This window comes from Streptomyces sp. NPDC004134, assembly GCF_042874195.1.
GTDB lineage: Bacteria > Actinomycetota > Actinomycetes > Streptomycetales > Streptomycetaceae > Streptomyces.
The window spans coordinates 88,963-104,213 of the sequence record NZ_JBIAMS010000020.1 but is presented as its reverse complement, the minus strand read 5'-3'; the positions used below and the strand labels follow the sequence as shown (position 1 = coordinate 104,213).

At 73.5% G+C, this 15,251-nt stretch carries 13 protein-coding genes; 7 read left to right on the top strand and 6 right to left on the bottom strand.

Annotated elements, in window-relative coordinates; translation table 11 throughout:
* Positions 1-77 precede the first annotated feature (77 nt).
* Together ACFYVJ_RS23990 and ACFYVJ_RS23985 are read left to right on the top strand one after the other, a co-directional pair.
* Positions 78-1,424: an MFS transporter gene (locus tag ACFYVJ_RS23990; protein ID WP_388894924.1), complete on the top strand. Its 1,347-nt coding sequence runs from the start codon at positions 78-80 to the stop codon at positions 1,422-1,424.
* A gap of 21 nt (positions 1,425-1,445) precedes the next feature.
* Complete coding sequence (locus ACFYVJ_RS23985) at positions 1,446-1,952, top strand: MarR family winged helix-turn-helix transcriptional regulator (RefSeq protein WP_388894921.1); 507 nt, start codon at positions 1,446-1,448, stop codon at positions 1,950-1,952.
* Positions 1,953-2,012: 60 nt separating this feature from the next.
* Here the strand turns inward: ACFYVJ_RS23985 and ACFYVJ_RS23980 are convergent, their stop codons facing one another.
* The gene (locus tag ACFYVJ_RS23980; protein ID WP_388894918.1) at positions 2,013-2,354 is read right to left on the bottom strand and encodes a DUF3817 domain-containing protein; all 342 of its coding nucleotides are present in this window, start codon (positions 2,352-2,354) and stop codon (positions 2,013-2,015) included.
* 152 nt (positions 2,355-2,506) lie between these two features.
* On the opposite strand from ACFYVJ_RS23980, the gene ACFYVJ_RS23975 reads away from it, so the two are divergent.
* Positions 2,507-4,207: a methylmalonyl-CoA mutase gene (locus tag ACFYVJ_RS23975; protein WP_388894915.1), complete on the top strand. Its 1,701-nt coding sequence runs from the start codon at positions 2,507-2,509 to the stop codon at positions 4,205-4,207.
* Positions 4,208-4,292: 85 nt separating this feature from the next.
* Here ACFYVJ_RS23975 and ACFYVJ_RS23970 read toward each other — a convergent pair whose 3' ends face one another.
* Together ACFYVJ_RS23970 and ACFYVJ_RS23965 are read right to left on the bottom strand one after the other, a co-directional pair.
* Positions 4,293-5,267 (bottom strand): NAD(P)-dependent alcohol dehydrogenase, encoded by a 975-nt coding sequence (locus ACFYVJ_RS23970; protein ID WP_388894912.1) that lies wholly within the window; start codon positions 5,265-5,267, stop codon positions 4,293-4,295.
* 67 nt (positions 5,268-5,334) lie between these two features.
* Positions 5,335-6,003: a TetR/AcrR family transcriptional regulator gene (locus ACFYVJ_RS23965; protein WP_388894909.1), complete on the bottom strand. Its 669-nt coding sequence runs from the start codon at positions 6,001-6,003 to the stop codon at positions 5,335-5,337.
* 196 nt (positions 6,004-6,199) lie between these two features.
* On the opposite strand from ACFYVJ_RS23965, the gene ACFYVJ_RS23960 reads away from it, so the two are divergent.
* The 4 genes from ACFYVJ_RS23960 (at position 6,200) to ACFYVJ_RS23945 (ending at position 10,253) form a co-directional block, all read left to right on the top strand.
* A complete protein-coding gene (locus ACFYVJ_RS23960) occupies positions 6,200-7,186 on the top strand; it encodes a tetratricopeptide repeat protein (RefSeq protein WP_388894906.1) in 987 nt (328 codons plus the stop codon).
* A gap of 465 nt (positions 7,187-7,651) precedes the next feature.
* A complete protein-coding gene (locus ACFYVJ_RS23955) occupies positions 7,652-8,281 on the top strand; it encodes a DUF6230 family protein (protein WP_388894903.1) in 630 nt (209 codons plus the stop codon).
* Between the two features lie 90 nt (positions 8,282-8,371).
* A complete protein-coding gene (locus ACFYVJ_RS23950; RefSeq protein WP_388894900.1) occupies positions 8,372-8,932 on the top strand; it encodes a DUF6114 domain-containing protein in 561 nt (186 codons plus the stop codon).
* The gene (locus ACFYVJ_RS23945) at positions 8,919-10,253 is read left to right on the top strand and encodes a hypothetical protein (RefSeq protein ID WP_388894898.1); all 1,335 of its coding nucleotides are present in this window, start codon (positions 8,919-8,921) and stop codon (positions 10,251-10,253) included. The genes ACFYVJ_RS23950 and ACFYVJ_RS23945 overlap by 14 nt, the downstream gene beginning before the upstream one ends.
* Before the next feature lie 22 nt (positions 10,254-10,275).
* Here the strand turns inward: ACFYVJ_RS23945 and pyk are convergent, their stop codons facing one another.
* The 3 genes from pyk to pta are packed head-to-tail and all read right to left on the bottom strand — an operon-like array spanning position 10,276 to position 15,098.
* A complete protein-coding gene (gene pyk, locus ACFYVJ_RS23940; protein ID WP_388894895.1) occupies positions 10,276-11,700 on the bottom strand; it encodes a pyruvate kinase in 1,425 nt (474 codons plus the stop codon).
* Positions 11,701-11,733: 33 nt separating this feature from the next.
* A complete protein-coding gene (locus ACFYVJ_RS23935; RefSeq protein WP_388894892.1) occupies positions 11,734-12,942 on the bottom strand; it encodes an acetate/propionate family kinase in 1,209 nt (402 codons plus the stop codon).
* Entirely contained in the window at positions 12,939-15,098 is a 2,160-nt protein-coding gene (pta, locus tag ACFYVJ_RS23930; RefSeq protein WP_388894889.1) for a phosphate acetyltransferase, read from the bottom strand. Before pta ends, ACFYVJ_RS23935 begins: the two co-directional genes overlap by 4 nt.
* Between the last annotated feature and the right edge of the window lie 153 nt (positions 15,099-15,251).

Genomic DNA, 15,251 nt, shown 5'->3' with positions numbered 1-15,251 from the left:
CCCTCCTTGCTGCCTGACTGATTCGGCTGGTGCCGAAAGACTACGGCTCCCCGCCGACGGCGGGCGAGGCTCCGGGGATGAGCGACACCACAGCCCCGGACGGCGCGGCCGCACCCGTGCCCGCGGCCCCGCCGTCCGGCCGGGGGGACGTCCCGGCCCCCGCCCCCGCGGGCGATGCCGCCGACCCGCGCTCCCGCTACGCCGACGTCTTCCGCGTCCGCGAGTTCCGGTTCGTCTTCGCCGCGCACGTCATGTCGATCCTCGGCGAGGTCGTCGCGGCCATCGCGCTGACCGTCCTCGTCTACGACCGCACCGGCTCCCCGCTGCTGAGCGCCCTCACCCTGGGCGTCGGCCTGCTCCCGTACCTCGTCGGCGGGACCCTGCTGTCCTCGATCGCCGACCGCGTCCCGGCCCGCCGGGTGCTGGTGACCTGCGACCTGATCGCCGCCGTCTGCTTCGCCGCGATGGTGCTGCCCGGCATGCCCATCGCCGCGCTGCTGGTGCTGCGCTGTGTCGCCGGGGTCATCTCGCCGGTCTTCACCGGGACCCGGATCGCCACGCTTGCCGACATCCTCGGCACCGGCGACCGGTTCGTCCTCGGCCGGTCCGTCATCCGGCTCACCGCGCAGGCGGCGCAGTTGGTCGGCTTCGCCCTCGGCGGGCTGCTGGCGGCGTTCTCCCCGCGCGCGACCCTGGCGCTGACCGCGGTGGGACTGCTCGGCTCGGCGCTGGTGCTGCGCTTCGGCACCCGCGCCCGCCCGGCCCGTACCGCCGCCGGGGGCGCCGCGGGGGCGCCCGGCCGCACGAGCACCGTAGGCGCCTCGCTCGCCGCCGCCGGCACCTTCCTGCGCGACCGCCGCATCCGCGCGCTGATGCTGCTCACCTGGATACCGCCGACCTTCGTCGTCGCCCCCGAGGCGCTGGCGGCCGCGTACGCGGACGAACTCGGCATCGGCGCCCTCGGGCTCGGGCTGCTCATGACCGGCATGCCGATCGGCGCGGTCACCAGCGAGATCCTGGCCGGCTCGCTGCTCGGGCCGCGCGGCAGGGAACGGATCGTCTTCCCGGTGGCGGTGTTCGCGACGGTCCCCGCGATCGGCTTCGTGATGCACCCGTCCTTCGGCTGGGCGCTGCCGCTGCTGGTGCTCACCGGCTTCGGCATCTCGTACTCGCTCGGCCTCGACCAGTGGTTCGTCGCCGCCGTGCCCGAGGAGATGCGCGGCCGGGCGATGACGCTGCAGACCGCCGGGCTGATGACGCTGCAGGGGGTGGGCATGGCGGCCGCGGGCGCGGTCGCGGAGTTCGCCCCGGTGCACCTGGCCGTCGCCGGGGTCGGCGTGACCGGCACGGTGTGCTCGCTGCTGGTCGTTCTGGAAGTGCGCAGGACCCGACCGAAGGATGAGACCGGGCTGACCGCGACGTGACCGGGCGGTAGGGTCGGCGACGTGCCGAAGCCGCTGAGCCTGTCGTTCGACCCCATCGCGCGCGCCGATGAACTCTGGCGCCAGCGGTGGGGAGCCGTGCCCGCGATGGGGGCCATCACCTCGGTGATGCGCGCCCACCAGATCCTGCTGGCGCAGGTCGACGCCGTCGTCAAGCCGTACGGGCTGACCTTCGCGCGCTACGAGGCACTGGTGCTGCTCACCTTCTCCAAGGCCGGCGAGCTGGCGATGTCGAAGATCGGCGAGCGGCTGATGGTGCACCCGACGTCGGTGACCAACACCGTCGACCGGCTGGTCAGGTCCGGCTACGTGGCCAAGCGGCCCAACCCGAACGACGGCCGGGGCACGCTCGCGTCGATCACCGACCGGGGCCGCGAGGTCGTCGAGCAGGCGACGCGCGACCTGATGGCGATGGACTTCGGGCTCGGCGCGTACGACGAGGAGCAGTGCGCCGAGATCTTCGCCATGCTCCGCCCGCTGCGGATAGCCGCGGGCGACTTCGAGCAGTAGTCCGGCGGCCGCGCGCCGGCGCGTGCTCCGCCGTCCCGCGCCCGGCCGTCCCGCGCCTGCCTACGCCTTCGCCGCCGCGGGCTCGCCCTCGCGGACGACCAGCGGCCCGACCTCCCGGGTGAGCTTCCGCTCCACGAAGAACGCCGCCGTCGGCACCGTCCCCGCGAGCAGCACCCAGACCAGCCTGCCGACCGGGAGCTTCGCCTTGGAGCCGAGGTCGAAGGCGAACACCAGGTAGAGGATGTACAGCCAGCCGTGGGCGATGCTCACGACCTTCGTGAAGCCGTCCGCGCCGGAGAGGTCCAGGGCGTACTTGCCGATCATGCCCAGGGTCAGCAGGACGAGGAGCACGCCGGTCACGTACGCCATCGTGCGGTAGCGGGTGAGGACGCTCTTCTTCATGGCATCGAGCCTAAACCCCGCCGGAAACGCGCCGTGACCACCCCCACTCCCCGGCCGCGTATGCCGCGCGCGGGCCCGGGGCATGCAACACTTAGTAGGACGTCCTATTAAATGCGCCGCGCGATCCGCGCGCAGAGAGAGGCGGTACGGGCATGGATGCTGCGGCCATGGAAGAAGGCCGGCGCCGCTGGCAGGCGCGTTACGACGCGGCCCGCAAGCGCGAGGCGGACTTCACCACGCTCTCCGGCGACGACGTCGAGCCGGTCTACGGCCCGCGCCCCGGGGACGTCTACGAGGGCTTCGAGCGCATCGGCTGGCCCGGCGAGTACCCGTACACCCGCGGCCTGTACGCCACCGGCTACCGCGGCCGGACGTGGACCATCCGCCAGTTCGCCGGCTTCGGCAACGCCGAGCAGACCAACGAGCGCTACAAGCTCATCCTCGGCGCCGGCGGCGGCGGCCTGTCCGTCGCGTTCGACATGCCCACCCTCATGGGCCGCGACTCCGACGACCCGCACGCGCTGGGCGAGGTCGGGCACTGCGGCGTGGCCATCGACTCCGCCGCAGACATGGAGGTGCTCTTCCGCGACATCCCGCTGGGCGACATCACCACCTCGATGACGATCAGCGGCCCCGCGGTCCCCGTCTTCTGCATGTACCTGGTCGCCGCCGAGCGCCAGGGCGTCGACCCGGGCGTGCTCAACGGCACGCTGCAGACCGACATCTTCAAGGAGTACATCGCGCAGAAGGAGTGGCTCTTCCAGCCCGAGCCGCACCTGCGCCTCATCGGCGACCTGATGGAGTACTGCGCCGAGCGCATCCCCGCGTACAAGCCGCTGTCCGTCTCCGGCTACCACATCCGCGAGGCCGGCTCGACGGCCGCGCAGGAGCTGGCGTACACCCTCGCCGACGGCTTCGGCTACGTGGAGCTGGGCCTGTCCCGCGGGCTCGACGTCGACGCCTTCGCCCCCGGGCTGTCCTTCTTCTTCGACGCCCACGTCGACTTCTTCGAGGAGATCGCCAAGTTCCGCGCCGCGCGCCGCATCTGGGCCCGCTGGCTGCGCGACGTGTACGGGGCGCGCAGCGAGAAGGCGCAGTGGCTGCGCTTCCACACCCAGACCGCGGGCGTCTCGCTGACCGCACAGCAGCCGTACAACAACGTGGTGCGCACCGCCGTCGAGGCGCTGGCCGCGGTCCTCGGCGGCACCAACTCGCTGCACACCAACGCCCTGGACGAGACCCTGGCGCTGCCCAGCGAGCGGGCCGCGGAGATCGCGCTGCGCACCCAGCAGGTGCTGATGGAGGAGACCGGCGTCGCGAACGTCGCCGATCCCCTCGGCGGCTCCTGGTACGTCGAGCAGCTCACCGACCGGATCGAGGCCGACGCGGAGAAGATCTTCGAGCAGATCCGCGAGCGCGGCCGGCGCGCCCACCCCGACGGGCGGCACCCCATCGGGCCGATCACGTCCGGGATCCTGCGCGGCATCGAGGACGGCTGGTTCACCGGCGAGATCGCCGAGTCGGCCTTCCGCTACCAGCGGTCGCTGGAGAAGGGCGACAAGAAGATCGTCGGCGTCAACTGCCACACCGGCTCCGTCACCGGCGACCTGGAGATCCTGCGGGTCAGCCACGAGGTGGAGCGCGAGCAGGTGCGCACGCTGGGCGTCCGCAAGGGCGCCCGCGACGACGCGCGGGTGCGCGCCGCGCTGGCGGCCATGCTCACGGCGGCCCGGGACGGCGGCAACATGATCGAGCCGATGCTGGAGGCGGTACGGGCCGAGGCCACGCTCGGCGAGATCTGCGACGCGCTGCGCGACGAGTGGGGCGTCTACACCGAGCCGGCGGCCTTCTGACGTACGCGCGCGGCCCGGCCCGTACGCGCACGGACCGGTCCGTACCGCGTGCGGGCCGGTCCGTACGTGCGCGAGGGCAGCGGGGTCACACGACGAGGACGGACTTGCCGCGCGTGTGGCCCTTCTCCCAGTCCCGGACCGCCTCGGCGGCCTCGGCGAGCGGGTACGTCCGGCCGACGACCGGCGTGATCGTGCCGGACTCCAGCAGGCCGCGCACCTCCTCGACGTCCTCCGGCCGGGGGCGCACGTAGGGCGCCTTCACCTTCCGGGCGGAGAACAGCGAGCGCACGGAGCCGCCGAGCGAGCGCCGCAGGTCGCCGGTCCATCTGCCGCCGCCCTCGCCGCCGACGAGCACGATCGTGCCGCGCGGGGCGAGGACGCGGCGCAGCGCGGCGAGCGGGCGGTTGCCCGCGGTGTCGAGGACGAGGTCGTAGCGGGCGGTGCCGGCGGTGACGTCCCGCTCGGTGTAGTCGACGACGTGGTCCGCGCCGAGCGAGCGGACCAGTTCCGTCTTGTCCGTACCGCAGACGCCGGTGACCTCCGCCTGCCGCGCCTTGGCCAGTTGGACGGCGAACGTGCCCACGCCGCCGCCCGCGCCGAGGACCAGGACGCGCCCGCCCGTCCGCAGCCCGCCGGCGTCGCGCAGCGCGCGCAGCGCGGTGATCGCGGAGGTGGGCACGGCCGCCGCGGCTTCGAAGTCCACGGCCGCCGGCTTGGCCGCGAACATCTCCGCGGCGCCCCGGCAGTACTCCGCGAAGGTCCCGCCGCTGCCGACGCCGAACACCTCGTCGCCGGGCGCGAAGCGGGTGACGCCCGCGCCGACCGCCGCGACGGTCCCCGCGGCGTCCCAGCCGCGGACCGGGTCCTTCGGCCGGCGCAGGCCGAAGCCCATCAGGCGCATCATGTACGGGAGTCCGGTCATCAGGTGCCACACGCTGGGGTCGAGTCCCGCGGCGCGCACCCGTACGACGATCTCGCCCGCACCCGGTTCCGGCCGTGCGATCTCGGCCTGCCGCAGCACCCCGGCCGGGCCGTAGCGGTCCTGGACGATCGCCTTCATGGGCCCCTCCTTCGAGGTGGGCTGCCAGCATCCCGCTCCGGGCGCGGCCGGGACAGGCCCGAAGGACCTATTGCGCGGACGGATCCCCGCTGCCCGCGGCCGGGTCGGGCGCCGGGTCCGTCAGGGCGGCCAGGCCCCCGGTCAGCAGGGTGGCGAACGCCTTCGCCCACGCGGCCGTCACCGGTTCCGCGCTGACCAGCAGCCGGTGCAGCACGGAGCCGGCGATCACGTCGAAGATCATGTCCGCGGTACGGTCCGCCGCCGCGGCGTCCGGCTCCGCCGGCAACTCCCCGCGCGCCTGCGCCCGTGCGCGGCCCAGCAGCACCAGATGCCGCTGCCGGTCGACGATGGCGCCGCGGATCCGCTCGCGCAGCGCCGCGTCCTGGGTCGCCTCGGCCAGCACGGCCATCAGCGCGCCGCGGGTGCGCGGCTCCCGCAGCAACTCGGCGAACTGCAGCACCACGCCCTCCACATCCCGCGCCAGGCTGCCGTGGTCCGGCAGCCGCAGCGAGTCGAAGAGGTCGGCGAGCGCGTCCAGGACGAGTTCGTTCTTGCCCGGCCAGCGCCGGTAGAGCGTGGTCTTCGCCACTCCGGCGCGGGCCGCGACGCCGCCGAGCGTCACCCCGGCCCAGCCCGTCTCGGCGATCGCGGCCCGGGCGGCGTCCAGGATGGCCCGGTCCGCGGCCGCGCTGCGCGGCCGGCCCGCGCGCCGCGCGGCGGGCGTCTCGTGGCTCATGAGCTGGACCTTATCCCTTCTCCCCGCCGCCGCAGGTGGGTTACGCTACGGCCCGTAGCGTAAGTCACCCCCGAGCGACCGGTGTCTTCTGCTGCACCTTGGAACCCGCCCGGGACGAACCCTTCCGGGCGGGTTCGACGGGTCATCCGCGGCCCGTCCGTTCAATGCACCGTGCGAAGGGGGGAGGATAGGGCGTATGCAGCCACGCAACATGTCTATGAGCGGAGCGGTCGACCTGGCCGCGGTGAAGGCGGCCGCGGAGGCCAAGGAGAAGGCGGAGGCGGCCCGGGCCCAGGCCGCCAGGGACGGGGTGCCCGCGCCCGGCGCCGGTGCGCTGGTCATCGATGTCGACGAGGCCGGCTTCCAGCAGGACGTCCTGCAGCGCTCCACCGAGGTCCCGGTCGTCGTCGACTTCTGGGCCGAGTGGTGCCAGCCGTGCAAGCAGCTCAGCCCGCTGCTGGAGCGGATGGCGCAGGAGTACGCCGGGCGGTTCGTGCTGGCCAAGATCGACGTGGACGCGAACCAGATGCTGTTCCAGCAGTTCGGCGTCCAGTCCATCCCCGCGGTCTTCGCGGTCGTCGGCGGGCAGGCCATCCCGCTGTTCCAGGGCGCCGCGCCGGAGCCGCAGATCCGCCAGGTGCTGGACGAGCTGATCAAGGTCGCCGAGCAGCAGTTCGGCATCGTCGGGCAGGCGGTGGCCGCCGAGGACGCCGCGGCCGGCGAGGACGCCGCCGGTGAGGGGGAGGCGCCGGAGGAGCCGGCGGGCCCGTACGACAGCGCGCTGGCGGCGGCCGGTGACGCGCTGGACCGGGGCGACCTCGGCGGTGCGATCCAGGCGTACCAGAACGTGCTGTCCGACGACCCGGGCAACGTGGAGGCCACGCTGGGCCTCGCGCAGGCGGAGCTGCTGCGGCGGGTGGAGGGGCTCGACCCCGCGGCCGTACGCAAGGAGGCGGCGGACGCGCCGTCGGACGTGGCGGCGCAGATCCGGGTCGCGGACCTGGACCTGGTCGGCGGGCACGTCGAGGACGCGTTCGGGCGGCTGGTCGACACGGTCGCGCGGACCGCGGGCGAGGACCGGCAGGCCGCGCGGGTGCGGCTGCTGGAGCTGTTCGAGGTCGTCGGCGGCGACGATCCGCGGGTGGTGGCGGGGCGGCAGGCGCTGGCCCGGGTGCTGTTCTGAGCACGGGTTGACGTAGGGTGACAGCCCGTGCTGCTTTGCCAAAAATTGACTGTGAGCAGGGCTGTTACTCGGAGTAACTGACGCGCTGTCAGATGACCGCCTTTGTCATGCCATGTCGTCGGGTACGTCCGCGCCCGGCGGCGACCCAGGGTGCAGGATCCGGCCATCGTGGCCGGATCTGCCTCGCCCTCGCGTTACCCGTTGGTAACGAACCCCTTGTGCGCCCCCCTTCCGATGGACCACGATCGCCATCCGGACAGGGGGGTTCCCCGTTTCCGCGGACCGTTCCCGCGGACCGGAGCCTGTCCGGACAACGAGTCGCTCGGGGGTAACGCCCCCTTCGACGTAGCGCGTCCGCGCCCGTACCGGACCCGCAGAGCCGCGCCCGCGAGCGCGTGCGGATCCTCCTCGCTCCCGAGGACCGGCCCACGGGCCCAGGACGTACGTCCGAGAAGGAGGAGAGGCATGGAGTCCCAGGCACGTGGTGGGACCAGGTGGAAGCGGTTCGCCGTGGTCATGGTGCCGAGCCTGGCGGCGACCGCCGCGATCGGCGTGGCGCTGAGCCAGGGCGCGCTGGCGGCGTCGTTCAGCGTGTCGGGCCAGGAGTTCAAGGTCACGGCGGACCGGCTGGAGGGCGTCGGCTTCGTGCAGTACAGCGGCGTCGACAGCGGGCACGACCTGGAGGGCGACGAGGCCACCCGGCCGGTCGCGATCTCCGCGTTCAAGGAAGCGAAGATCAACGGCATGTGCCAGTCGGTCGTCACGCCCGACGTCCCGCTCATCGGCTCGGTCAGCCTGGTGCTGACGGCCGGTGACGACAAGCCGGTGGAGGCGAAGAACCTCTACATCGACATCGCGCAGCTCGACGCCGACGCGACGTTCGAGAACATCAACATCGGTGTGGCCGCCGGGTCCAGCACCAAGGGGCCGGGCATCGGCAAGGGCGACAACGCGAACCCGAACGGGTTCGCGCAGGAAGCCGACAGAGCCGTCCTCACGGACGTGAAGCAGACCGCCTGGGCCACCAGCGCCGGCACCTTCAAGCTGAGCGGGCTCAGCATGAAGCTGCACAAGGGCGTCAAAGAGTGCTTCTGACCACGCACTCGGCCGGCGGGGAGGCGCGTACCGCTCCCCGCCGGACCCCCCACTGACCGCACCGCACCGCCGTACCGGGGAGCTGTTTTCATGAGCGCCGAGTTGACGGACCTGCTGCACCGTCTGCACACCTGGCGGCTGGGATTCCGCGGCTGGCGCGGCTCCCGTCCGTTCTGGGCGGGTCTGCTGACCATCGCGGGCGGCGTGCCGATCGGCGCGCTGCCGTACTACAACATCAAGCTCGGCAACCTCAGCCTGCAGATGGCGACGCAGGCGGGGGCCGGGGGCCTGATCATCGGCGTGCTGCTGGTGACGCTCGGGCTGACCATGTGGTTCCACGCCGTCGTCCGGGTGTTCGCGGGCGTCGCCTCCATCGTGCTGGCGCTGGTGTCGATTCCGGTGTCCAACTTCGGCGGGCTGCTGGTGGGTTTCCTGCTGTCGCTGATCGGCGGGGCGCTGGCCGTGTCGTGGGCGCCGGGTGTGCCGGGGGCCGCGGCGGCCGCCGGCGACTCCGGTGCCGCCGACTCCGAGGACGGGGCGGCGGACGGGACCGCGGACGGCGCGGCGGAGGAGAAGAGAGCCGGCGCCGGCGAGCCGGGCGTGGACGTGCTGGAGGACATCGACGGCGGGAGGCACCGTGCGGCCGGATGACCACGCGAGGGCGGTACGCCGGGGGCCGCGGCACGCGGCACCCCGCAGGTCGCTGCTCGGCCGGGTGCCGGCGGGCAAGGCGATAGCCCTGGCAGCCATGCCCACCGCGGTCTTCCTGGGGCTGGGGCTCACGCCGCGGCCCGCGATCGCCGAGGACGACCCGGCGGACCGCTGGCGGCCGGGGCCGTGCGCGGAGCAGTCGGAGGAGCCGAAGGACGAGGAGACGGCGGACGCCGGGGACGCGCCGGGGGCCCGGGACGGCGAAGAGGCGCCGGGCGCCGGGGAGTCGGCCCAGCCGGGCGGCGGTCCTTCGCCGAGTCCGTCGGCGACGGACGACGGGTCCGCGGCGGAGCGGCCGGGCGGCGGTGGCGGCTCGGGCTCCGGCCCGGGCGGTGCCTCCGGCGGCGGGCCGGACGGCGGCGGCGCCGGGGAGGCCGGCGCGCCGGAGCCGAGTCCTTCGCCGTCGGAGTCCCGCCCCTGGTACGACCCGCTGGGCCTCGGCGACACCCTGGACGGGCTGCTCGGCCGGGACGACCCCGGAGCGGAGCCCGGGGCCGAGCCGTCCGGCGGCCCGGACGGCGCCGACTCCGGTGCCGGCTCCGCCGGTTCGGGCCCGGGTACGGGTTCGGACGGCGTGAAGGACTCCGGTTCCGGTTCCGGCGCCGCGTCGGACGAGGAGCGGCGCGAGAGGGAGAAGGCCGTACGCGACGCCGCAGAAGAGGCGGGCGCCACCGTGGAAGAGCTGGACGACAAGGTACGGGACACGGCCCGGGATCCCGCGGACGAGAAGCCGGACGCCGGGGACGACGCCGCCCCGGACGCGGACGGCAAGGAGCCGTTCCCCTGCCCCACCCCCGACCCCGAGGCACTGGCGGACGCCGCACTCGAACCCGGGCTGCCGCTGCTGCCCGACGACCCGTGGCGGCTGGACAGCACCAAGCTCACCCTCAAGGGTCTCAAGTACCACGGCATCGTCGAGGTGAAGACCTACAGCGGCAAGGTCAAGAAGGTGCTGAAGTACACCGCCGACGACGGCGTCGACATCCGCGACCTGCACCAGACCGTCGTCGGACCCGGCAGGAACACGACGCACGTACGCGCCGACGAGGGCAGCACGTCCACCATCCGCAACGGCACCGTGACCATGTACACCGAGGAGCTGAAGGGAGATCTCTTCGGGCTGATCCCGATGACGTTCAGCCCCGAGAGCCCGCCGCCGCTGGACCTGCCGTTCGCGTTCTTCACCGACGTCCGGGTCGTCCAGGCCGGTCAGTTCGGCGGCACGCTCACCGTGCCGGGCCTCGAGAACACCATCGAGTAGCGCTTGGCCGTGCCGCCCGGCTTCAGCGCTCGCCGCCCAGGTGGTGCACGCGCACCATGTTCGTGGTGCCCGCCACCCCGGGCGGCGACCCGGCGGTCATGACCATCGTGTCGCCCTCGCGGAAGCGGTTGAGCTTCAACATCTCCGCGTCCACCAGATCCACCATCGCGTCGGTGTTGTCCACGTGCGGCACGAGCACCGGCTCCACGCCCCAGCTCAGCGTGAGCTGGTTGCGCGTGTGCTCGTCGGTGGTGAAGGCCAGGATCGGCTGGCACGCGCGGTAGCGCGAGAGCCGCCGCGCGGTGTCCCCGGACTGCGTGAACGCCACCAGCGTCTGCGCGTCCAGGAAGTCCGCGATCTCGCACGCCGCCCGGGCCACGGAACCGCCCTGCGTACGCGGCTTCTTGCCCGGCACCAGCGGCTGCAGCCCGCGCGACAGCAACTCGTCCTCCGCCGCCACCACGATCCGCGCCATCGTCTTGACCGTCTCGATCGGGTACTTGCCGACCGACGACTCGGCGGACAGCATCACCGCGTCCGTACCGTCCAGGATCGCGTTCGCGACGTCGGACGCCTCGGCGCGCGTCGGACGCGAGGAGCTGATCATCGACTCCATCATCTGGGTCGCGACGATCACCGGCTTGGCGTTGCGGCGGCACATCTCGATCAGCCGCTTCTGCACCATCGGCACCCTCTCCAGCGGATACTCCACCGCCAGGTCGCCGCGGGCCACCATCACGCCGTCGAAGGCGAGGACGATCTCCTCCATGTGGTCGATCGCCTGCGGCTTCTCGACCTTGGCGATGACCGGCACCCGCCGCCCGACCTCGTCCATCACCCGGTGCACGTCGCCGATGTCGCCGGCGTCGCGGACGAAGGACAGCGCGACCATGTCGCAGCCCATGCGCAGGGCGAAGCGCAGGTCGTCCACGTCCTTCTCGGAGAGCGCCGGGACGTTCACCGCCACGCCGGGCAGGTTGATGCCCTTGTGGTCGGAGACCACGCCGCCCTCGATGACCATGGTGCGCACCTCGGGGCCGCGCACCTCCAGCACCTCCAGCGCGACCGCGCCGTCGTTGACGAGGATGCGCTCGCCGGGGGAGACGTCACCGGGCAGGCCCTTGTACGTGGTGCCGCAGATGGTCCGGTCGCCGGGCACGTCCTCGGTGGTGATCGTGAACTCGTCGCCACGCGCCAGCTCCACCGGGCCCTGGGCGAAGGTCTCCAGCCGGATCTTCGGGCCCTGGAGGTCGGCCAGCACGCCGATGGGCCGCCCGGTCTCCTCCGCGGCCTTGCGCAGCCGGTCGTAGCGCTCCTGGTGCTCGGCCTGGGTGCCATGGCTCATGTTGAAGCGGGCCACGGACATGCCGGCCTCGATCAGCGCTTTGAGCTGCTCGAAGGAGTCGACGGCGGGACCCAGGGTGCAGACGATTTTCGCTCGGCGCATGGCGGCATCCTATCGGTTTGTTCTCGACCGGAATTATTCCGGTGGGGGGAGCGCCGGGCCGCCGCCGCGGACCAGGTCGCGGGTCTGGGTGGCGATCTCCAGCTCCTCGTCGGTGGGCACCACGGCGACCGTCACCCGGGAGCCGGGCGCGGAGACCACGCGGGGTGCGGAGCCGCGTACCGCGTTGCGTACGGAGTCCAGCTCGATGCCGAGACCTCCGAGGCCCCGCAGCGACGCCTCCCGTACGGCGGCGGAGTTCTCGCCGACGCCGGCGGTGAACGCGACGGCGTCCACCCGGCCCAGCACGGCGGTGTAGGCGCCGACGTACTTGCGGATGCGGTGGACGTACACGTCGAAGGCCAGCCGCGCGCGCTCGTCGCCCTCGGCGATCCGGCGGCCGATCTCCCGCATGTCGTTGTCGCCGCAGAGGCCGACGAGGCCGCTCCGCTTGTTCAGCAGCGTGTCGATCGCGTCCGTGTCCATGCCCGCCTCGCGGGCGAGATGGAAGACCACCGCCGGGTCGAGGTCCCCGCTGCGGGTGCCCATCACCAGGCCCTCCAGCGGGGTCATCCCCATCGACGTCTCCACGCACCGGCCGCCGGCAACCGCCGAGATGCTGGCGCCGTTGCCGAGGTGCAGCACGAGGACGTTGAAGTCCCCGGGGTCCGCCGGGTCGCGGCCGAGCAACTGCGCGGTGGCGCGGGAGACGTAGGCGTGAGAGGTGCCGTGGAAGCCGTAGCGGCGGATGGCGTGGGCGTCGGCGGTGGCCGTGTCCAGGGCGTAGCGCCAGGCGTGCTCGGGGAGGGTGGCGTGGAAGGCGGTGTCGAAGACGGCGACCTGCGGCAGGTCGGGGCGCAGCTCGCGGGCGACGCGGATGCCGGCGATGTTCGCCGGATTGTGCAGCGGCGCCAGCGGGACGAGCTTCTCCATCTCGTCCAGCACGCCGTCGTCGACGAGGACCGGCTCGGTGAAGCGGGTGCCGCCGTGGACGGCGCGGTGGCCGATGGCCAGCAGGTCGGGCGCGTCCAGACCGTGCCCCGCGGCGGCCAGTTCCGCGCCGACGGCGCGCAGCGCCGCGGCGTGGTCCGGTACGCCGCCGCTTGCCCGCGGCTCGCCGATCCGCTCGACGATGCCGCGGGCCGGGCGGTCGGCGCCGGGCGTCGGCCCCGCCATGTCGATGAGCTGGTACTTCAGCGACGAGGAGCCGGAGTTGAGCACCAGGATCCGGGTCTGCGCGGTCACGGGCGGCCGTCCTTCGCGGGGGCGGCGGTGCCCTGCGCCTGTACGGCGGTGATGGCGACGGTGTTGATGATGTCCTGGACGAGCGCGCCCCGGGACAGGTCGTTCACCGGCTTGTTGAGCCCCTGGAGCACGGGTCCCACGGCGATCGCGCCGGCCGTGCGCTGCACCGCCTTGTACGTGTTGTTGCCGGTGTTGAGGTCGGGGAAGACCAGCACCGTGGCCTGTCCCGCGACCCGCGAGTCCGGCATCTTGGCGGCGGCGACGGTGGCGTCCACGGCGGCGTCGTACTGGATCGGGCCCTCCACCTCCAGGTCGGGCCTGCGGGCCCGGACCAGCTCGGTCGCGCGCCGCACCTTGTCGACGCCCGAGCCGGAGCCCGAGGTGCCGGTCGAGTACGACAGCATCGCCACCCGCGGCTCGACGCCGAACTGCGCGGCCGTCGCCGCCGACTGGATGGCGATGTCCGCGAGCTGCTCGGCGTTCGGATCCGGGTTGACCGCGCAGTCCCCGTACACCAGGACCCGGTCCGCGAGGCACATGAAGAAGACGGACGAGACGATCGCGGCCCCCGGCGCGGTCTTGATGACCTCGAACGCCGGGCGGACGGTGGCGGCCGTGGAGTGCGCGGCGCCGGAGACCATCGCGTCGGCCAGGCCCTGCTGCACCATCAGGGTGCCGAAGTAGTTGACGTTGCCCAGCACGTCGTACGCCAGCTCCACGCTGACGCCGCGGTGCGAGCGGTACTGCGCGTACAGCTCGGCGAAGCTCTCCCGCAGCGGCGAGACGCGGGGGTCGGTGATCCGGGCCGTGGCCGGTCCGTCCGGCCGCGCCGAGGGGGCGTCCGCGCTCAGCAGCGGCAGGCTCAGCCCCAGCTCCGCGGCGCGCTTGCGGATCGTCTGCTCCTCGCCGAGGAGGGTGAGATCGCACACCCCGCGCCGTACGAGCACCTCCGCCGCCAGCAGCACCCGCTCCTCGGTGCCCTCCGGCAGCACCACGTGCTTGCGGCCGGACTGCGCCCGCTCGATCAGCATGTGCTCGAACATCATCGGCGTCACGCGTCCGCTCGCCGCCCCCGCCAGCCGCCCGGTGAGCTGCGCGGAGTCGACGTGCGACTCGAAGAGGCCGAGGGCGATGTCCGCCTTGCGCGGCGTCGCGGCGTTCAGCTCGCCGCGCAGCCCGACCAGCGCGGCGGCGGTGGGGAACGAGCCCTCGGCCACCGTGAGCAGCGGCGTCCCCGGCGCCAGCCGCTCGGCCAGCGCCATGATGTCGGGGCCGGGCCGCTCGTCCAGCGTGAGCAGCACCCCGGCGATGGCGGGGGAGCCGGCGGAGTGCGCGGCCAGGGCGCCGACGACGAGGTCGGCGCGGTCGCCGGGGGTGATGACCATGCAGCCCTCGCTGAGGGCCGGCAGGAACGCCGGGAGCATCGCGCCGCCGAAGACGAAGTCGCGTACGTCACGGGCCAGCCCGCCGGCGTCGCCGGCCAGCAGCCCGGCGCCGAGGGCGTCCCGTATCTGCGCGACGGTGGGGGCGGCGAGGCCGGCGTCCTCGGGGATGACGTACACCGGCACGGGCAGGTGGGCACCGATGTCCGCGGCGGCGGCGCGGGCCCGGGGGGCGGCGTCGGGGCCGACCCGGTTGGCGATCATCGCCAGCACGTCGCAGCCGAGGGAGGTGTACGCGTCGTGCGCGTTGCGCACCTCGGCGACCACCGACTCCGCGGACTGCTGGGCGCCGCCGACGACGGGCAGCACGGCGGCGCCGCACTCGTTGGCGAGGCGGGCGTTGAGCGCCAGCTCGGCGGGGATGTTGGTGTCGGCGAAGTCGCTGCCGAAGATGAGCACGGCCTCGTAGTCGGCGGCGATCTCGTGGAACCGCCCGACGAGCCGGGCCACCAGCGCGTCCGTACCCTCCTCGGCCTGGAGCGCGGACGCCTGCCCGTACGTCATGCCGAGCACCCCGGCGCGCGGCTGGCTCAGCCGGTAGCGGGCGCGGAGCAGGTCGAAGACGGGGTCGCGGGCATCGGCGTCGGCGTGCGCCAGCGGGCGGAAGATCCCCACCCGGTCGACCTGGCGGGAGAGCAGCTCCATCATGCCCAGCTCGACGACCTGACGGCCGTCACCGCGGCCGATGCCGGCGACGTAGACGCTGCGGGTCACTCCTGCACTCCATCCGTCCCGTCCGTCGCGGTCCTGTTCGACCATACAGTCGGGCAGGGGGCGGGGCGCGCGAAGGGCGGCGGGTACTGCGGCGGGTACGGGGGCGGGGCGCGGGGGCGGGGGTGCGGGCGGCTCTGCCCCCCCGGGGGTGAC